Annotated in this window: 16 protein-coding genes, 1 tRNA gene and 3 pseudogenes; 15 read left to right on the top strand and 5 right to left on the bottom strand. The window is 58.1% G+C overall.

The annotated features are described in order from the left end of the window. Positions 1–173: 173 nt before the first annotated feature. From RHM58_RS15465 to RHM58_RS15435, 7 genes are all read left to right on the top strand, one after another. Positions 174–1,196, top strand: coding sequence for a ligase-associated DNA damage response exonuclease (locus RHM58_RS15465; protein WP_322270704.1), 1,023 nt, complete (start codon positions 174–176; stop codon positions 1,194–1,196). After that, entirely contained in the window at positions 1,193–2,881 is a 1,689-nt protein-coding gene (locus RHM58_RS15460) for an ATP-dependent DNA ligase (RefSeq protein ID WP_322270703.1), read from the top strand. The genes RHM58_RS15465 and RHM58_RS15460 overlap by 4 nt, the downstream gene beginning before the upstream one ends. A 313-nt stretch (positions 2,882–3,194) precedes the next feature. Beyond that, positions 3,195–3,977: a transporter substrate-binding domain-containing protein gene (locus RHM58_RS15455; protein WP_201201232.1), complete on the top strand. Its 783-nt coding sequence runs from the start codon at positions 3,195–3,197 to the stop codon at positions 3,975–3,977. A gap of 56 nt (positions 3,978–4,033) precedes the next feature. Beyond that, positions 4,034–4,762, top strand: a complete 729-nt coding sequence (locus RHM58_RS15450; protein ID WP_201201230.1) for an ABC transporter permease — start codon at positions 4,034–4,036, stop codon at positions 4,760–4,762. Continuing rightward, positions 4,759–5,469 (top strand): ABC transporter permease, encoded by a 711-nt coding sequence (locus RHM58_RS15445; protein WP_201201228.1) that lies wholly within the window; start codon positions 4,759–4,761, stop codon positions 5,467–5,469. Before RHM58_RS15450 ends, RHM58_RS15445 begins: the two co-directional genes overlap by 4 nt. An 11-nt stretch (positions 5,470–5,480) precedes the next feature. Beyond that, positions 5,481–6,599 (top strand): succinylglutamate desuccinylase/aspartoacylase family protein, encoded by a 1,119-nt coding sequence (locus RHM58_RS15440; protein ID WP_201201226.1) that lies wholly within the window; start codon positions 5,481–5,483, stop codon positions 6,597–6,599. Positions 6,600–6,612: 13 nt separating this feature from the next. Further along, entirely contained in the window at positions 6,613–7,377 is a 765-nt protein-coding gene (locus RHM58_RS15435; protein WP_201201224.1) for an ABC transporter ATP-binding protein, read from the top strand. 61 nt (positions 7,378–7,438) lie between these two features. On the opposite strand, the gene RHM58_RS15430 is transcribed toward RHM58_RS15435, so the two are convergent. Then, on the bottom strand, positions 7,439–7,849 hold the full coding sequence (locus RHM58_RS15430) for a hypothetical protein (RefSeq protein ID WP_201255550.1): 411 nt from the start codon (positions 7,847–7,849) through the stop codon (positions 7,439–7,441). Positions 7,850–8,222: 373 nt separating this feature from the next. Here RHM58_RS15430 and RHM58_RS15425 point away from each other — a divergent pair. Further along, positions 8,223–8,402, top strand: a pseudogene (locus RHM58_RS15425) (hypothetical protein); the annotation flags it as partial. Positions 8,403–8,673: 271 nt separating this feature from the next. Here the strand turns inward: RHM58_RS15425 and RHM58_RS15415 are convergent. Then, positions 8,674–8,883 (bottom strand): hypothetical protein, encoded by a 210-nt coding sequence (locus RHM58_RS15415; protein WP_201201219.1) that lies wholly within the window; start codon positions 8,881–8,883, stop codon positions 8,674–8,676. Between the two features lie 106 nt (positions 8,884–8,989). After that, complete coding sequence (gene dcd, locus RHM58_RS15410) at positions 8,990–9,556, bottom strand: dCTP deaminase (protein ID WP_054047011.1); 567 nt, start codon at positions 9,554–9,556, stop codon at positions 8,990–8,992. Between the two features lie 354 nt (positions 9,557–9,910). Here dcd and RHM58_RS15405 point away from each other — a divergent pair, with 354 nt between their 5' ends. Together RHM58_RS15405 and RHM58_RS15400 are read left to right on the top strand one after the other, a co-directional pair. Beyond that, positions 9,911–10,120 carry a cold-shock protein gene (locus tag RHM58_RS15405; RefSeq protein ID WP_002554837.1) on the top strand — a complete coding sequence of 70 codons (210 nt, stop codon included), beginning with the start codon at positions 9,911–9,913 and terminating at the stop codon, positions 10,118–10,120. 132 nt (positions 10,121–10,252) lie between these two features. After that, positions 10,253–11,734 carry a toxin-antitoxin system YwqK family antitoxin gene (locus RHM58_RS15400; protein ID WP_322270702.1) on the top strand — a complete coding sequence of 494 codons (1,482 nt, stop codon included), beginning with the start codon at positions 10,253–10,255 and terminating at the stop codon, positions 11,732–11,734. Between the two features lie 66 nt (positions 11,735–11,800). Here the strand turns inward: RHM58_RS15400 and RHM58_RS15395 are convergent, their stop codons facing one another. Continuing rightward, a complete protein-coding gene (locus RHM58_RS15395; RefSeq protein WP_201201217.1) occupies positions 11,801–12,808 on the bottom strand; it encodes a DUF481 domain-containing protein in 1,008 nt (335 codons plus the stop codon). Between the two features lie 163 nt (positions 12,809–12,971). Here RHM58_RS15395 and RHM58_RS15390 point away from each other — a divergent pair, with 163 nt between their 5' ends. The 4 genes and pseudogenes from RHM58_RS15390 to RHM58_RS15375 all read left to right on the top strand — a co-directional run bounded on the left by RHM58_RS15390 (position 12,972) and on the right by RHM58_RS15375 (position 17,745). Continuing rightward, positions 12,972–13,325: an MGMT family protein gene (locus RHM58_RS15390; RefSeq protein ID WP_201201215.1), complete on the top strand. Its 354-nt coding sequence runs from the start codon at positions 12,972–12,974 to the stop codon at positions 13,323–13,325. Between the two features lie 43 nt (positions 13,326–13,368). After that, positions 13,369–14,927: pseudogene (locus RHM58_RS15385) on the top strand (AmpG family muropeptide MFS transporter). A gap of 130 nt (positions 14,928–15,057) precedes the next feature. Beyond that, positions 15,058–16,774 (top strand): annotated as a pseudogene (locus RHM58_RS15380) (proline--tRNA ligase). A 17-nt stretch (positions 16,775–16,791) separates the two neighbouring features. Then, positions 16,792–17,745, top strand: a complete 954-nt coding sequence (locus RHM58_RS15375) for a hypothetical protein (RefSeq protein WP_201201211.1) — start codon at positions 16,792–16,794, stop codon at positions 17,743–17,745. Positions 17,746–17,850: 105 nt separating this feature from the next. Here RHM58_RS15375 and dinB read toward each other — a convergent pair whose 3' ends face one another. Continuing rightward, complete coding sequence (gene dinB / locus RHM58_RS15370) at positions 17,851–18,912, bottom strand: DNA polymerase IV (RefSeq protein WP_201256026.1); 1,062 nt, start codon at positions 18,910–18,912, stop codon at positions 17,851–17,853. A 300-nt stretch (positions 18,913–19,212) separates the two neighbouring features. Between dinB and RHM58_RS15365 the strand changes: the two genes are divergently transcribed. Next, positions 19,213–19,289 (top strand) — tRNA-Met (locus RHM58_RS15365). Positions 19,290–19,464: the final 175 nt, after the last annotated feature.

The raw sequence follows: 19,464 nt of genomic DNA, 5'->3' as shown, positions 1-19,464 counted from the left end.
AGCGGGCTTGCTCGCGAAAGCGGTGTGTCAGGCAACGATGATGTTGACTGACACGACGCCTTCGCGAGCAAGCCCGCTCCCACATGGGAATGTCGCTAGACCCGAAAGCCCGATAGAACTTCTCGCCCCGCGCAAACCTCATAGCTAACAAGTCCCTCCATTTTGGTAACAACATGGATCTTGTTATCGCTCGTCCCGAAGGTTTGTACTGCCCCGCCGGGGATTTCTATATCGACCCGTGGCGCCCGGTGGAGCGTGCGGTGATCACCCACGCGCACGGTGATCATGCCCGCGCCGGCAATCAACACTACCTGGCGGCCGCCCCCGGTGAAGGCATCCTGCGCGCACGGCTTGGCCAAGACCTCAACCTGCAAACCCTGCCCTACGGCGAGCGCTTGCTGCATCACGGCGTCACCCTGAGTTTTCATCCGGCCGGCCATGTGCTCGGCTCGGCCCAGGTGCGCCTGGAATACGGTGGTGAAGTCTGGGTTGCCTCGGGGGATTACAAGATCGAGCCCGACGGCACCTGCGCGCCCTTCGAACCGGTGCGTTGCCACACTTCCATCACTGAATCGACCTTCGGTTTGCCGATCTATCGCTGGCAACCTCAGGCGCAGGTCTTTGCCGAAATCAATCAGTGGTGGCAGGCCAACGTCGTGGCCGGGAAAGCCAGCGTGCTGTTCTGCTATTCCTTCGGCAAGGCGCAACGGATTCTCCACGGCATCGAGGCCAGCATCGGCCCCATTCTGGTGCATGGCGCCGTTGAGCCGCTCAACCGGGTTTATCGCGACGGTGGGATTTACTTGCCGCCAACGATTTATGCCGGTGAGGTACAAAAGAACGACCCGATCATGCGCAGGGCCTTGGTGCTTGCCCCGCCATCCGCAGGTGGCAGCAGTTGGATGCGTCGGTTCGGCGATTACAGCGATGGTTTTGCCAGTGGCTGGATGCGTTTGCGCGGCACCCGGCGGCGGCGCGGTGTAGATCGCGGTTTCGTGCTCTCGGACCACGCCGACTGGCCGGGACTGCTCTGGGCCATCGAACAGACCGGGGCCGAGCGGGTGATGGTCACTCACGGTTCGGTGGGCGTGCTGGTTCGTCATCTGAGTGAACAAGGCCTCGATGCCCAGGCGTTCAGCACCGAATACGGTGACGATGAGGTAGAACACGTGGACGCTGCCGAGGTGCTGCCATGAAAGCCTTCGCCCGGTTGTATGCCGAACTCGACGCCACCACCTCGAGCAACGACAAACTGGCGGCGATGCAGGCTTACTTTGCCCAAGCCGCACCAGAAGATGCGGCGTGGGCCGTGTACTTTTTGTCTGGCGGCCGCCCTCGGCAGTTAGTGCCGGTGCGTGCGCTGCGGGAATTGGCGGTGGAGATTTCCGGGTTATCGACATGGTTGTTCGAAGAGAGTTATCAAGCGGTTGGCGATCTGGCGGAAACCATCTCGCTGGTGCTACCCGAAGCCACCCACAGTTCTACCGACGGGCTGGCCGCTTGGATCGAAGACAAGCTTCTGCCGCTGCGAGGTGAAAACCCGGAGTTCCTGGCCAGGCGATTGCCCGCCCTGTGGGCGCAACTGGACCGCGCCAGCCTGATGCTGTGCATCAAACTGATCACCGGCAGTTTTCGCGTCGGCGTCTCCAAATTACTGGTTACGCGAGCGCTGGCAGCCATGGCCGGGCTCGACAGCAAACGCGTGGCGCAGCGCCTCGTGGGGTATACCGATCTGTCCAAACGCCCGACGGCCGCCCATTACCTGAAACTCATCGCGCCGCCCTCCGACGATGAATATGCCCAACGCGGTGGCCAGCCTTATCCGTTTTTCCTCGCCCATGCCTTGTCGCAACCGGTCGAGCAGTTCGAAGCCCTGCTCGGTCCCGCCAGCCAATGGCAGGTGGAATGGAAGTGGGACGGCATCCGTGCCCAAGTGGTCAAGCGCGAGGGGCGACTGTGGATCTGGTCCCGGGGCGAAGAACTGGTCAGCGAGCGATTTCCCGAACTGGAAGCGCTGACCCATGGTTTACCGGACGGCACGGTGATCGATGGCGAAATCGTCGCCTGGAAGTCTGCACACCCCACCACCGAGGATGCCTTCGACCCGCAATCCTCAAAGCCCCCGGCGGTGCAACCCTTCGCCTTGCTGCAACAACGCATCGGCCGTAAAACCCTGGGCAGGAAAATCCTCGATGAAGTGCCGGTGGTGTTACTCGCCTACGACCTGCTGGAATGGCAAGGCGAAGACTGGCGCAACCAGACTCAGGCAAAGCGTCGCACCCAATTGGAGCAAGTCATCGCCACCTGCAACAGCCCGGTGCTGCTGGCGTCGCCAGTACTGACCGGCGAAGACTGGTTCGACCTCGCCGGGCAACGGGAAGCCTCTCGCCGGCTCGGTGTCGAAGGCATGATGCTCAAGGCCCGGGATTCGCTGTATGGCGTGGGTCGGACCAAGGACATGGGCGTCTGGTGGAAATGGAAAGTCGAGCCGTTCAGCGTCGATGCGGTGTTGATCTATGCGCAACAGGGTCATGGTCGTCGAGCGAGTCTCTACAGCGACTACACGTTCGCCGTGTGGGACGGGCCGCCCGAGGCGAGCGAGCGGACGCTGGTGCCGTTCGCCAAGGCGTATTCAGGACTGACCGATGAAGAAATGCGCAAGGTCGACGGCATCGTCCGCCAAACCACGCTGGAGAAGTTCGGACCGGTGAGCAGCGTGACGCCAAGCCTGGTGTTTGAGCTGGGGTTTGAGGGGATCGCCCGGTCGCGGCGGCACAAGAGTGGGATTGCGGTGCGGTTTCCAAGGATGTTGCGGTGGCGCCAGGATAAGACGGTCGAAGAGGCCGATAACCTGGCAACGCTGCAAGACTTACTGACCTGAATGAATCAAAAATGTGGGAGCGGGCTTGCTCGCGAAAGCGGTGTGTCAGGCAACGATTATTTGACTGACACACCGCTTTCGCGAGCAAGCCCGCTCGCACATGGTTTTTGCGCCTGATCGCACCATTCTAGTGCACCAATTTCCCGACGCCCACTTTCGTGCACAAATGCGTCATAACCTTTTCTTTAATCACCTTTTAAAACGCTTGTTCGGGACTCTGGTTCGGAAATTGCTACTTTCATTAGGTCTTACGCTTTCCAGTAACAATAATTCTGCGCCACAAGCGCTCATATTGGTTCTTAGGGATTGAATAATGAAAAAAGCATTGCTGACCCTTTCTGCACTGGCGTTGTGCATGGCTGCTGGCTCCGCGCTGGCCAAGGAATACAAAGAGCTGCGTTTTGGCGTTGACCCTTCCTACGCACCGTTCGAGTCCAAAGCGGCGGATGGCAGCCTGGTTGGCTTCGATATCGATCTGGGTAACGCGATCTGCGCCGAGCTGAAGGTCAAGTGCAAATGGGTCGAAAGCGATTTCGACGGCATGATTCCGGGCCTCAAGGCCAATAAATTCGACGGTGTGATCTCTTCGATGACCGTCACCGAAGCCCGCGAAAAAGTCATCGACTTCTCCAGCGAGCTGTTCTCCGGCCCGACTTCCCTTGTCTACAAGAAAGGTTCCGGCGTCACCACCGACATCGCTTCGCTGAAGGGTAAAAAGGTCGGTTACGAGCAGGGCACCATCCAGGAAGCCTACGCCAAAGCCGTGCTGGACAAGGCTGGCGTGACCACTCAGGCCTACGCCAACCAGGACCAGGTCTATGCGGACCTGACTTCCGGTCGTCTGGATGCTTCGATTCAGGACATGCTGCAAGCCGAACTGGGCTTTTTGAAGTCGCCACAAGGCGCCGATTACGAAGTCAGCAAGCCATTTAATGACCCACTGCTGCCAGCCAAAACAGCTGTCGGTATCTCGAAAGGTAACAAAGACCTGAAGGCACTTCTGGATAAAGGTATCAAAGCGTTACACGACGATGGCACCTACGCCACCATTCAGAAAAAACACTTTGGCGATCTGAATCTGTACAGCGGCAAATAATGCCCGGCGCCCATCTCGCGATGGGCGCTTTTTTTACTCGATCAGGTTGCTGATTTATGTTCGAAAACCTCTTACAAAACCTGGGGCTCTCAGCCTTCAGCCTCAAGGGCTTCGGTCCTTTGCTGTTGGAAGGCACCTGGATGACCATCAAATTATCGGTCTTGTCGCTTTTAGTGTCCGTTTTGCTCGGACTGCTGGGCGCCAGTGCCAAACTGTCCAAAGTCAAACTGCTGCGCGTACCCGCGCAGGTCTACACCACGCTGATTCGCGGCGTGCCGGATCTGGTGTTGATGCTGCTGATTTTCTACAGCCTGCAAACCTGGCTGACGACGTTCACCGAGTACATGGATTGGGAATACATCGAGATCAACCCGTTCAGCGCCGGCGTCATCACCCTGGGCTTCATTTACGGCGCGTACTTCACTGAAACCTTCCGCGGGGCGATTCTCGCCGTGCCACGGGGCCAGGTTGAAGCCGCCACCGCCTATGGCCTGAAACGCGGCCAACGTTTTCGTCTTGTGGTGTTCCCGCAAATGATGCGTTTTGCCCTACCGGGCATCGGCAACAACTGGATGGTGATACTCAAAGCCACTGCCCTGGTCTCGATCATCGGCCTTGCCGATCTGGTCAAGGCTGCGCAGGACGCCGGTAAAAGCACCTATCAACTGTTCTATTTCCTGGTGCTGGCAGCGCTGATTTACCTGCTGATCACCAGTGCTTCCAACTTCGTTCTGCGCTGGCTTGAACGCCGCTACGCCGCCGGCTCCCGGGAGGCCGTACGATGATCGAACTCTTGCAGGAATACTGGAAACCCTTCCTTTATACCGACGGTTACCACATCACCGGCCTGGCCATGACCATGTGGCTACTCAGCGCCTCGATCTTCATCGGGTTCCTGGTGTCGATCCCGCTGTCCATCGCCCGGGTGTCGCCGCACTTCTACATCCGCTTGCCGGTGCAGTTCTACACCTACCTGTTCCGTGGTACGCCGCTGTATATCCAGCTGCTGATTTGTTACACCGGGATCTACAGCCTGGCCGCGATCCGTGCGCAACCGGTGCTGGACGCGTTTTTCCGTGATGCGATGAACTGCACCATCCTGGCCTTCGCCCTGAACACCTGCGCTTACACCACGGAGATTTTCGCCGGGGCGATCCGCAGCATGAACCACGGTGAAGTCGAAGCGGCCAAGGCTTACGGTCTGACTGGCTGGAAGCTCTATGCCTACGTGATCATGCCCTCAGCCCTGCGTCGTTCGTTGCCGTACTACAGCAACGAAGTGATTCTGATGCTGCACTCGACCACTGTCGCCTTCACTGCGACCATCCCGGACATCCTGAAAGTCGCAAGGGACGCCAACTCGGCGACCTTCCTGACCTTCCAGTCGTTCGGTATCGCCGCGCTGATCTACCTATGCGTGACCTTTGCGCTGGTCGGCCTGTTCCGCCTCGCTGAACGCCGATGGCTGGCCTTCCTCGGGCCGACTCACTAGGATTTTTTCAGATGCGCCACCAGAAACATGACTTGCTGGCCCCACTGCCTGGGACCGCACGACAGATCCACAGCTTTCATTTCGGCCCGGCCAACGTCGCGGGCAAGATCTACATCCAGTCGTCCCTGCACGCCGATGAAATGCCCGGCATGCTGGTGGCCTGGCACCTCAAGCAGCGTCTGGCGGAGCTGGAAGCCGCCGGCCGCCTGCGCAGCGAAATCGTGTTGGTGCCCGTGGCCAACCCGGTCGGCCTGGAACAGGTGTTGATGGATGTGCCTCTGGGCCGCTACGAACTGGAAAGCGGCCAGAACTTCAACCGCTGGTTCGTCGATTTGAGCGAAGAAGTCGGCAATGAGATCGAAGGCCAACTCGGCGACGATCCGCAGCACAACCTCACACTGATTCGTACCAGCCTGCGCAATGCTCTCGCCCGCCAAACGGCTGGCACTCAACTGCAATCCCAGCGCCTGACCCTGCAACGGCTGGCCTGTGACGCGGACATGGTGCTCGACCTGCATTGCGATTTCGAAGCCGTCACGCACCTTTACACCACGCCCGAGGCCTGGCCGCAGGTTGAGCCGCTGGCGCGCTACATCGGTGCCGAGGCGAGTTTGCTGGCCACCGACTCTGGCGGTCAGTCGTTTGATGAATGCTTCACCCTGCTCTGGTGGCAGTTGAAGGAACGCTTCGGCGAGCACTTCGATATTCCGCTGGGCAGCTTATCGGTCACCGTCGAGTTGCGTGGCCAGGGCGACGTCTATCACCCGCTGGCCAGCGCCGATTGCCAGGCGTTGATCGATTACCTGATTCACTTCGGCGCCATTGCCGGCGAACCCACGTCATTGCCCGAACTGCCCTACCCGGCCACGCCGCTGGCCGGAGTGGAGCCGGTGGCCACGCCGGTGGGCGGGTTGCTGGTGTTCACTGCGGTGCCAGGGCAATACCTGGAAGCCGGGCAACTGATCGCCGAAGTCATCGACCCGATCCATGATCGTGTCACCCCTATCCATTGCACCGCCGCCGGGCTGATGTACGCCCGTTCGCTGCGACGCATGGCCACTGCCGGCATGGTGATCGCCCATGTCGCGGGCACCGAAGCCTATCGCAGCGGCTACCTACTTTCGCCTTGAGGATGCATGCCCCATGTACAAACTGACCATCGAAGGCCTGCATAAAAGCTACGGCGATCACCAGGTGCTCAAAGGCGTTTCGCTCAAGGCCAAGACCGGCGACGTCATCAGCCTGATCGGCGCCAGCGGCTCGGGCAAAAGCACCTTCCTGCGCTGCATCAACTTCCTCGAACAGCCGAACGACGGCGCCATGAGCCTGGACGGCCAGAACATCCGCATGATCAGCGATCGCCACGGCATGCACGTGGCCGATCCCGATGAACTGCAACGGATCCGCACTCGCCTGGCGATGGTGTTCCAGCACTTCAACCTGTGGAGCCACATGACGGTCCTGGAAAACATCACCATGGCCCCGCGCCGGGTGCTGGGTTGCAGCAAGGAAGAAGCCGAAGACCGTGCTCGGCGTTATCTCGACAAAGTTGGCCTGGCAGCACGCGTCGCCGACCAATACCCGGCGTTTCTCTCGGGTGGCCAGCAACAACGGGTTGCGATTGCTCGCGCCTTGGCGATGGAACCGGAAGTCATGCTGTTCGACGAACCGACCTCGGCACTCGACCCGGAGCTGGTGGGTGAAGTACTGCGCGTGATTCAGGGTTTGGCTGAAGAAGGCCGGACCATGATCATGGTGACCCACGAAATGAGCTTCGCCCGCAAAGTGTCGAGCCAGGTGTTGTTTCTGCACCAAGGGTTGGTGGAGGAAGAAGGGGCGCCGGAGGATGTGTTGGGGAGTCCGAAGAGTGAGCGGTTGAAGCAGTTCCTCAGCGGCAACCTCAAATAATATTCATCTCGTACTAATAACTTGGCGGGTCGTAATCTCGACCCGCTATTGTTCACCGCGGTTACTTATTGCCTGTTGTATCAATCTTGAACTCAGTACAGCTAATCTCAAATTCAATACCATTAAGCGTCGTTGTCCCATTAAAAGCACCTGACAAGCCATCTGCATCGTTCTGATCCACTCGCATAACGCCCGCCACTGTATTAGTTCGACTTCCCCTGAAAATAACCAGTGCATCAGTGGTCACATTGTTGATGACGTGTACGCCAGTGCCTGTATCCACACTCACCCCAATATTCATCCGAAAACCGTTCACAGGACGGGAATCCAGGAACCGCAGGCCTGCGTCACTGACATAGCGGTAGGAAACGGTACCTTCTTCCTTAAACTCCTCCTGTTGCCCGCCATGAGTGGCCGTGGCCCTCAGGCTCCCGGGAACTTCCACCAGAGTTGCTGCTTTAGCATCCGTCATTTCAACATCTCCAATTGATTAATGAATAACGATCGGCGAATTGCTCTCAGACCGACCGCCGACCAAACAAGGAAATCATGTACGCACCTATCCAACAACTGTCAGCACTGACAGTTGACAAGTTAAAATTTCAGGAATAAATAACCAAATTCGATTGAGTCAATAGTGCCGCTGCTCAGCGGCAACCTGAAATAACCCGCCATCCCCAGTAGGAGCCGCCGAAGGCTGCGATCTTTTGATCTTGATCTTTTTCCAGAGTGCTGAAGTTCAAAAAATCGCAGCCTTCGGCAGCTCCTACAGGACCGCGGCAAGCAACGGGGAAGTATCGAGAAGGACTTAGTTGCCCGGTTCAAGCCCGGCGACGGGTTTCTAATTGGATATTCGGCGACTGGAGCAGACCTTGGCCCGCATCAACCGCTTGGGATTCGACCTGCATCAGATCAAACGCCCTACTCCGCTGGTCTTTCCGCTGTTGGTGGAGTGGATGCGCGAGAGCATGAGTTCCGAGAAACTGGCGGACCGAATCAAGCGAATGGTCGGTGATCTGAAAAAACCGCTGAAACCGGAAAAACCTGATGGGCACGCCTTATCCGGTTCGCCTGGCGGGTTAGAAACTCTGGCTGTTGTCTGCTTTCGGCGGCTTTACCGGCGGGTATCAGGTCGACCGTGATGAAAGCTGTCGGATCTTTGTCATTGGCGACAAAGAAATATGACCAGTGTAGGAGCGAAGCTTGCTCGCGAAAGCGGTTTTCACTTCACATCTGAGGTGAATGTACCGCCGTCTTCGCGAGCAAGCTTCGCTCCTAAAAGGGCAGAAACAGGTATCAAGCAACCGGCGCCGGAGGCGGCTCGTCCGGCAGGGTGGGTTCGCCGGGCTCGGTGGGTTGTTCGTTGGGGGTATCGGGATCAGGCTGGCCGGGGATGCCCCCGGCCATGCTGACGGACGGATGTGCCAACAAGGACCAGGCCAAAACGCCAATCTGATTGGGCTCAAGCCTTGCCAGTTCGGCACTTATTCGGGGATCGATCTTCATAGAGCACTCCTGAGCGATGGCCCCGTCCGCTGTACGCGAACCGGGCAGTACACCCAGTAGAGTGTCTACCCGCCCAAGAATTCCCGCGAACTGCCAGATGAATGGATCAGGTGCGCGGCAAGGTGACGCCGCGTTGGCCTTGGTACTTGCCGCCACGGTCCTTGTAGGAGACTTCGCACTCTTCGTCGGATTCGAAGAACAGCATCTGAGCCACGCCCTCGTTGGCGTAAATTTTCGCCGGCAAGGTGGTGGTGTTGGAGAATTCCAGGGTCACGTGGCCTTCCCACTCAGGCTCGAGCGGCGTCACGTTGACGATAATGCCGCAGCGCGCGTAGGTGCTTTTACCCAGGCAGATGGTCAGCACGTTGCGCGGAATGCGGAAGAATTCCACGGTGCGGGCCAGGGCGAAGGAGTTCGGCGGGATGATGCAGACATCGCTGGTCACGTCGACGAAGCTCTTTTCATCGAAGTTCTTCGGGTCGACGATCGCCGAGTTGATGTTGGTGAACACCTTGAATTCACCGGCGCAGCGCACGTCGTAGCCGTAGCTCGACACACCATAGGAAATCAGCCGCTCGGCACCTTCACCGCGCATCTGGCGCTCGACGAACGGTTCGATCATGCCGTGCTCTTGCGCCATGCGGCGAATCCACTTGTCCGATTTGATGCTCATGGCGGGGTGTCCTGAATAGCGAGGTGGAAAAATTCTGTCCGGCATCTTACTAGGCGCGCGCCTCGGGTTCAAAGTGCGAGGCATAATTCTCGGCAATCCCCCTGATTCCCGGGCCTTTGGGCCGATCCGATGCACCGTCAGTCACGAAAACAGAGAAACCTTCGCAGGAAGCATTGGCACGTCCCGGAAAAAGGGTTAAGGTGGCGCCACTGTGCTGCTTGTGTCACTGAGAATCTCTACACGATATGTTGAATTTCGATCCAACCATCTACAAGAATTTTTCCTGCTCTTTGCACTCAGTCTCGGCCAGGGTTCTTCCTGCGTCGCAGTTATCTTTGTTCAAGGAGTTACACCATGTCTAATCGCCAAACTGGTACCGTTAAGTGGTTCAACGATGAAAAAGGCTTCGGCTTCATCACTCCACAATCCGGTGACGACCTGTTCGTTCACTTCAAAGCTATCCAATCCGACGGCTTCAAAAGCCTGAAAGAAGGCCAACAGGTTTCTTTCATCGCTACCCGCGGTCAGAAAGGCATGCAAGCTGAAGAAGTTCAAGTTATCTAACTTGTACTTGCTTTAGTAAAAAGCCCCGCCCTTAAAAGCGGGGCTTTTTTGTGAGCGCTTGTTTTTGCCTTACGCCAGCCACCCGTCCTTCTATATGATTCGCCACCTGGAAAATCACATGGAAACAGCAGGATGCCGTTCAACCAAAGGAAAGCCCTGGGCGCAGCGCTGATCACACTCGCACTCCCCTTCTCCACTCACGCCAATCCCCGCCCCGACCATCCGACCATCATTGTCGGCATGGATACCCACGCCACCTATGTCGCCAAGGGCCCAGCCATTCAAGGCGTCCCTCAGGCAGAACTGCGGGCGGCAGCATTACTGGAACTTTCCACGGCACACGCCTGTGGTAGCAACGAGGTCTACCTCACACCGGAATCGGTGGGCGTACCCAACGAATCGTTTGGCCGCCTGCTCGAAGAAGTCCAGCAACTGATCGACGACGAAACACCGCTCTTGCTAACGCTCTCGGCGTGCGACGGCAAACGGGCTTTTTTCGAAAAGGTACGCGCCTGCACGCCCGAAGAATGCGGTGAACTGACGGCATCACTCGTGGACGGCAAGCTGTATCTGGATGAAGAGTACGCACCTACCACAAAGGGTCAGGCCACTTTTTTCCTGCCGATGCCTCTGGCGCACGACAGCAAACGCAAAGCCTGGCACGCCAAAGTCTTTTACGTCGAATCAGGCACCGTGCGCCGCGACTATTACGTCGACGCCAAGGACTTCGTGTCAGGTAAGCCCGTCCTTGCATCAAAGACCTACTATTCAAGTGGAAAACTCGGACAAAGCTATCAGAACGATGCCAAAGGCCAAATCCAGGGCGAGGTAATCACTTATTCAGAAAGCGGGATTGTCACCAAGCGCGCCCATTACCTAAATGACGAGCGGGAAGGCTGGGAGACCACCTACCACGATAACGGAAAAAAAGCAGAGTCCTACAACTGGCACGCTGGCAAACACGTGGATGGCGAGTATCTGGAGTACGACGAAGACGGCGCCGTGATCGGCCGCCTCACTTATCACAATGATGTTCTGGACGGCCCTATTCTCGGCTATTACCCCGACGGCAAGGTCAAGTCACGCGCTCAGTACGTCAACGGCAAAATGGTCGGCCCCAACCTTTCCTACTTTCCGGACGGTTCGCTGCAAAGCAGCACGGACTACGTCGACAACGCACCGAAGGGCTGGCAAATCGAGTATCACCCCAACGCAACGGTGAAACAGAAAGTCTTTGTCGACGAGCACTCTGTGCAGCGCAGTCATGCCAGCTGGAACGACCAGGGCGTACAAACAGTGCAATGGCAGTGGGATGAACAGCACCGCGAACAAGGCGACTGGTGGTCACCGGCCCGCAAGGTCAAAGAGTGGTACGCCAACGGCCAGATCAAGGAACAAAAAACTTACAAGGACGGAAAACTTGAAGGCCCGTCCATCACCTGGTGGCAAAACGGCCAGATGAATACGTCTGTCCATTACGTCGAAGGACGCGAGCAAGGCGTCATGCGCATGTGGAAACAGGATGGTAGCCCGAACGGCGAATGCCGATACGAGGCAGGGGTCCGCCTGGGTGAATGCACCCGACCCGAATCACCGGCGCCTACAGCCAGCTAATCGCCCTTCCAAGAAAAAGCCCCGCAACCTTACGGTTGCGGGGCTTTTTTTGTGCAATTACGACACTTACCAAGCCACGCCAAACCCTGCGGTATAGCGCGTCTTGTTCAAATCAGCATCATTGGTCCCGCTGATGATGTCCCGCTCGGCCTTCAGGTTAAGCGAAGCCCAATCCGTCACCTTGTAGCGCAACCCCATCTCGGCATCGAGCGCGTAGTCGGCCACGCCGGACAGCGGCTTGCCCAGCTCGCCATTGGTGAAGAACTCGACCTTTTTGCCAATCAGGTAGCGGTTATAGTCCCATTTCATGGCCACGGAATAGAAGTTGTCCTTGCTGCCATCCCGGTATTCGTAATCGGTGCGGTTGAGCAGCGAGCCGAGCGAGAATGCGCCGAGTTCGTTGTCCCAGAATTGATACCCCGGACCTGTACCCACTACGCGCTGACGGGCCAACTCTTCAACGTGGTCGCTTTTGTAATTGATTCGACCTTGCCAGAACCAGTTATCCGTCAGGAATCGGTCAAGGGAGTATTCGGCACGCCAGTTGTCGGTAGTGACCTCGCCATCCTGGAATTCCCGGTTGTACTCGCCCTCCGCCGTATGGCGCCAGCGACCATGCCGGGCCGAGGTTTTGAAGCCGATGTCGTAGTCGTCAGTGTCTTTCTCTGCGCGCTGGTAATCCAGCGCCATGTCGACATTGCCCTTCCACACCAGGTCTTCGACCACAGGCTTGGGCTTGAGGATCTGCTGGATACTCGCCAGCTCGACCGTTTTCGGCGCTTCGCCATTGGCCAAGGTGACCTTGCCGTCTTCGGCCGCTTTTAATGATTTGGCTTTCTCGCCGTTATAGGCATCCTGCTTGACCAGCAATTCCTGATCGCTTTCCAGGGTTTTGACCTGTTTCCAGTCAATCGGAACAGCACCGGCATAGGCCGTCTGGATCAACAGTTTGCCGCCATCGAACAGGGTGATCTTGCCACTCAACTTGTCACCGTTTTTCAACCACACGGTGTCGGCGAGCAAAGGCGTGGAAGCACTGAAAACAGCGAGGCACAGCAAGGTTCTGGACAACATAAGCGAATCAAAGGCTCTGGTTTGCGAAAAAAGTCGGCATTATCCGTAGGAATAAAGCGCTAGCAAGGACTGACCCGACTATTTCTATTGAGTTCATTTCTCAATTGACACTCCAGGACTTAATCTACTGACAGCAAAGTAAATTTCTTCAGGAACCGCGGACGTGACAGACACGACCACCGAAACCGAAAGCCCAGCCCAAATCCGACGCACGGCGCTCTACCTGACGCTGGCCCAAGTGCCTGAGGGTAAAGTCGTGAGTTACGGACAACTGGCCGAACTGGCCGGCCTGGGCCGCGCCGCTCGCTGGGTCGGACGTACATTGAGCCAATTGCCCGGCGACACCAAGCTGCCCTGGCACCGCGTGCTGGGTGCCGGCGGTCGGATCAGCCTGCCTGTCGGCAGCCCTTCCGGGGACGAGCAACGCGCGCGTTTACGCACCGAGGGCATCAGTATCCTGAACAATCGTGTTGATATTCAGCGTCATGGCTGGCGCCCGGTAGAGCACAGCGGTTAGAGTGCGCGCTTTGTTTCCGTAATCTTGAGGCAGACTTCAGCCCATGCCCCGTAAAACCTGGCGCGCCGCGCTCGCCGCCTATGCCAGCCCTTCAACACTCGTGCTGTTGCTGCTTGGTTTCGCCGCCGGCCTGCCCTATATGTTGGTGTTTTCGACGCTGTCGGTCTGGTTGCGTGAGGCCGGTGTGGCCCGCGAAACCATCGGCTATGCAAGCCTGATCGGTTTGGCCTACGCCTTTAAATGGGTGTGGTCCCCCTGCTCGATCAATGGCGCCTGCCATTACTCGGAAAACTGGGCCGCCGACGTTCCTGGCTGGTGCTGGCCCAATCGCTGGTAATCCTAGGCCTGATCGGCATGGGCTTCTGCGACCCGCAGAAGCACCTGTCCTGGCTGATCGCCATTGCCGTGGTCGTCGCTTTCGCCTCCGCGACACAAGACATCGCGGTGGACGCCTATCGCCTGGAAATCGCGGAAGACAGTCGCCAGGCTGCGCTGGCCGCCAGTTATATGTCCGGCTATCGGATCGCGGCGTTGCTGGCTACCGCCGGTGCGCTGTTCTTCGCGGAAGGCTTCGGCTCTACCGGCTTCAACTACCAGCACTCGGCCTGGACCGGCACCTATGTGCTGTTTGGCGCCTTGATGATCCCGGCGCTGCTCACCACCTTTTTTATGCGCGAACCGCCGGTGCCACTGCGCACGCAGCTTCAGGCCGGGCGCTACAGCTTTGCGCATCAACTGATGTCGGTGTTCGTGCTGATCGTGTTGCTGGTATCCGTGCCCGCCATGTTCACCCAGCTCTATAACACCGACTTTGCGAGTGTGCTGTTCGGCGGCGTAAGCCTGCTCGACCTGCTGCTCGAAGACCGCGCCTTCCTGCGCGCGATCCTTTACACCCTGCTCACCGCCCTGTGCCTTTCGACCATGGGTCGCCGCGGCCTGGCGCCGGTGCTGACGCCGGTCAACGACTTTATCCTGCGCTACCGCTGGCAGGCCTTCCTGCTGCTGGGGCTGATTGCTACCTATCGAATGTCCGACACGGTCATGGGCGTAATGGCTAACGTGTTCTATATCGACCAGGGCTTCACCAAGGATCAGATCGCCGGCGTCAGCAAAATTTTCGGCCTGATCATGACGCTGCTCGGCGCCGGCATGGGCGGCCTGCTGATCGTACGTTTCGGCATCCTGCCGATCCTGTTCATCGGTGGTGTGGCCTCGGCCGCTACCAACCTGTTGTTCGTGATGCTCGCCGACATGGGCGCCAACCTGCAGATGCTGATTGTCACCATTTCCCTGGACAACTTCAGTTCGGGCATGGCGACCTCGGCGTTCGTTGCCTACCTGTCGAGCCTGACCAACCTCAAGTTCTCGGCCACCCAATACGCCCTGCTCAGCTCGATCATGCTCTTGCTGCCGCGCCTGATCGGTGGTTACTCCGGAGTCATGGTGGAGAAGTTCGGCTACCACAACTTCTTCATCATCACCGCGCTGCTCCGCGTGCCGACACTGCTGCTGATCGCGCTGCACTGGTATCAGGAAAACCGCCGCGCCGGCCCCACGCCAACACCCGAACGGGTACAAACCCCGATCGCGGAAGAGTCGTAGGAAACGTCCCGAAGGGCTGGAGAAATCCGCCCTTGCGGCCTCACCGCCGGCCGCACTTCTGTACGTCAGCAGATCTCGCCCGTACAATGCTCCGTCATTTCTCGTCATCAGCAACCGACAACGGCCAACCATGCGCACCAGTCAATTTTTGCTCGCCACACAGAAAGAAACGCCTTCCGACGCGGTCGTGATCAGCCACCAGCTGATGCTGCGCGCCGGCATGATCCGCAAACTCGCCTCGGGCCTGTACACCTGGCTGCCGATGGGCTTGCGAGTAATGCGCAAGGTCGAAGCCGTCGTTCGTGAAGAAATGAACGCCGCCGGCTCGCTTGAAGTGTTGATGCCGAGCACTCAACCGGCTGAGCTGTGGCAGGAATCCGGTCGCTGGGAAGAATACGGCCCGGAATTGCTGCGCTTCAAGGATCGTCACGGTCGCGATTTCTGCGCCGGCCCGACCCATGAAGAAGTGATCACCGACCTGATGCGCAACGAGTTGAGCAGCTACAAACAGCTGCCGATCAATCTGTATCAGATCCAGACCAAGTTCCGTGACGAAATCCGTCCACGCTTCGGCTTGATGCGCGGTCGCGAATTCATCATGAAGGACGCCTACTCCTTCCACGCCGATCAGCCATCGCTGCAGGTCACCTATGACCGCATGCACCAGGCTTATTGCAACGTATTCACTCGCTTGGGCCTGAAGTTCCGCCCTGTTGAAGCCGACAACGGCTCCATCGGCGGTGCCGGCTCCCACGAGTTCCACGTACTGGCCGAGTCCGGCGAAGACGATATCGTGTTCAGCAATGGCTCCGACTACGCCGCGAACATCGAGAAAGCCGAAGCCGTACCGCGCGAAACTTCCCGCGCTGCGCCTGCCGAATGAGCTGCGCCTGGTCGACACCCCGAACGCCAAGACCATTGCGCAACTGGTCGAAGGCTTTGGCCTGCCGATCGAAAAAACCATCAAGACCCTCGTGGTTCACGCCGAAGAAGCAGGCAAGCTGATTGCCCTGATCATCCGTGGCGACCACGAGTTGAACGAAATCAAGGCCGCCCAACAGCCAGGCGTTGCCAGCCCACTGGTCATGGCTTCCGAATCCGAACTGCGCGACGCCATTGGCGCCGGTGCCGGCTCGCTCGGCCCGTTGAACCTGCCGCTGCCAATCATCATCGACCGTTCGGTCGAGCTGATGAGCGACTTCGGGATTGGCGCCAACATCGACGACAAGCACTACTTCGGCGTGAACTGGGAGCGTGATCTGCCGGTTCCAACCGTCGCTGACCTGCGTAACGTTGTCGCCGGCGACCCAAGCCCGGACGGCAAGGGCACCCTGGAAATCAAGCGCGGCATCGAAGTCGGGCACATCTTCCAGCTGGGCAACAAGTACAGCAAAGCGATGAAGTGCGAAGTACTGGGCGAGAACGGCAAGCCGGTCACCCTGGAAATGGGTTGCTACGGTATCGGCGTGTCCCGCGTGGTGGCTGCGGCCATCGAGCAGAACAACGACGACAAAGGGATCATCTGGAGCGACACCCTCGCACCATTCCAGATCGCTTTGGTGCCACTGCGCTACGACAACGAACAGGTTCGCGAAGCCACCGACAAGCTGTACGCAGAACTGACTGCGGCCGGTTTCGAAGTGCTGCTGGACGACCGCGACAAGAAAACCAGCCCAGGCATCAAGTTCGCGGACATGGAGCTGATCGGCATTCCTCACCGGATCGTGGTCAGTGACCGCGGCCTCGCCGATGGCAATCTGGAATACAAGAGCCGCACCGAGGCCGAGGCGCAAGCGCTGCCGGTCGCTGACGTGCTGTCCTTCCTCCAGGCCCGTATCCGCCGCTGACACCAGATAGAGAAGTCATGTTCAAGCGAAACACCTTAGGCCTCGGTGGTGCCGCACTTTGCGGCACCCTGTTGGTCAGCGGCTGTGCCAATCAGATGTCACAACGCAGCGAGCACGAGGAACGGGTCGAGCGCAAATTGCTCGATCACAGCCTGCTGATCGATGTCGGCGAGCCCAAGACACTTGAGCTGCCGCAACGACGGGTGAAAATCCACGAGCAAAAAACCTTCGAAGTCACTGAATACGAAGTGACCCGTCGCTATGACCGCTACACGCCGTACCAACCCTGGCGGGAGATCTACGAGATCCCGCTGGGCATGGTGGCGATAGTGGCAGGCGTCGGCGCGAACGTGGTCAACGTGTTTGCCTTCGGCACCTTGCCGGACAGTGTGACGAAGGACTGGCTCAGCTACGGTTTCGCCGGGATCAACCCGTTCATGAACGTGCAGTCCCACGGTCGCGCGCAGCAAAACCTGGCTGGCATCGACGAAGTCCAGCGTGATAAACGCACGGAATACTCGAGCCTGCCTTGGAGCGAGCGCCCGGTGCAGGTCAAGGCCGGCAAGGACACCTTCGAACTGACCACCGACAAGAACGGCGTATTGCGCCTGAACCTGTTGGACAGCCCGTTCGCCGAACATGACATCAATCATCTGACCCGGCTGTTGATCACGGTCGAAGATGGCCAGGACGATGTGCACACCGATTCGTCCCTGGCGATCAGCAGTACCTTGCGCAGCAAGCTGCTCGAAGCGCACGGGCTGATTTACGACGATCTCGAAGACGACGAAGTGAGCCAGTGGGTACACCGGGTCAAACGCTTGTCGGAACTCGGGTTGGAAGAAGAAGCCAGCGAGCTGGAACAGAGCCTGATCGAACTGACGCGCAACGATCCTGAATTGCAGACCGAATTCCTCAAGTCCTTGACCAGGGATGCGGGGCGATTGGTGGCGGATCCAGGGCCGAATTAAAGTCAAAAACTTCGCGGGCAAGCCTCGCGCCTACAGGTATCGCGCACGATCTGTACCTGTAGGCGCGAGGCTTGCCCGCGAAGAGGCCCTAAAACCACTGCAAAGCTAACGCTCAAACAACTCCATCTGCTCAAACCCGCCCCGCAAATCCTCCAGCCGCACCCCGACCCCCAACAACCGCACCGGTTTACCGCCGCGATTGAACGCCTGGGTCAGCAACAACTGATAGCTCCCCAAATCCCGCCCTGCCCCGGCCTGCTCCAGTGTGGTTTGGGTAAAGTCATGGAATTTCACTTTGACGAACGGCTTGCCCGGCCGGTAGCTGTTGTCGATACGCGCCATCCGTCCTTTTAGGGTTTCCAGCAACTCGGGCAGCTTATCCAGGCAGCTCACCAGATCCGGCAGATCCACGTCATAGGTATTTTCGACGCTGATGGACTGCCGACGGTTGTCGTTATGCACCAGCCGCTCATCGATCCCACGGGCCAGGCTCCAGAGTCGCTCACCGAAACTGCCGAATTCGCGCACCAGCGCCAACTTGTTCCACTCACGCAACTGCGCGCAGTCATTGATGCCGAGCTTACTGAGCTTGTCGGCCGTCACCTTGCCCACACCATGCAGCTTGCTCACGGGTAAACCGCTGACGAAGTCGTCCACCTGATCCGGTGTGATCACGAACAAACCGTTGGGCTTCTTCCAGTCACTGGCGATCTTGGCGAGAAATTTGTTCGGTGCCACCCCTGCCGAGACGGTGATGTGCAATTGATTGGAGACCCGGCGCCGGATGTCCTGGGCAATTCGCGTGGCGCTGCCGCCAAAGTGTGCGCAGTCCGACACGTCCAGGTAAGCCTCATCGAGGGAAAGCGGTTCGATCAAGTCGGTGTAATCGCTGAAGATCGTATGAATTTCCTTCGACGCTTCTCTATAGGCATCCATCCGCGGCTTGACGATGGTCAGGTCCGGACACAGCTTCAAGGCATGCCCGGAAGACATTGCCGAACGCACACCATAGGCCCGTGCTTCGTAATTGCAGGTGGCAATCACCCCGCGCCGATCTGCCGACCCGCCCACCGCCAATGGCTTACCCGCCAGGCGCGGGTCATCACGCATCTCGATGGCGGCGTAGAAGCAGTCACAATCGACGTGGATGATTTTGCGCTGAGTCATATAAAGGCAGTGTTCATGGCAAGGAAAAGACGTAATGACGAGCCGGACCGGCAGTATCTCACTGACACCTGTATATAGCACCAGTACTCTGAATCTTCTTATCCTCCCGTAAGAAAAGGCCACATGAATTTATTTTCTCAATCGAAAAGCACTCGCCGATAGAGCTGCAAGCCTTGCCACGCGTGCCTTACAGCGCAGTCACCCCTCCCTTTTTGCAGCTAAGCGATTGAACAGGAAGAGGTTTTATCTAAATTGAAGGTTGACACACCAGCGCTGCGCTGTAGAATGCCGACACACAGACGCGGGATGGAGCAGTCTGGTAGCTCGTCGGGCTCATAACCCGAAGGTCGTCGGTTCAAATCCGGCTCCCGCAACCAAACATCAAAAAAGGCTACTCGAAAGAGTGGCCTTTTTTGTGCGTGCTCGTTTTGTACGATCGAACGCAGAAACAGACCGTTCATCCACGCGCCAGGCAAAAACAAGAAATCGTTCAGATTCCGAAACTTATCGCTCCCCCACCACCGTTCGACACTAATTCACGCTTATTTGACC

The sequence above is a fragment of the Pseudomonas sp. 10S4 genome (genome assembly GCF_034344865.1).
Classification (GTDB): Bacteria; Pseudomonadota; Gammaproteobacteria; order Pseudomonadales; family Pseudomonadaceae; genus Aquipseudomonas.
Note: the sequence above shows the minus strand (reverse complement) of the source record. Positions and strands in the feature narration are given on the sequence as shown.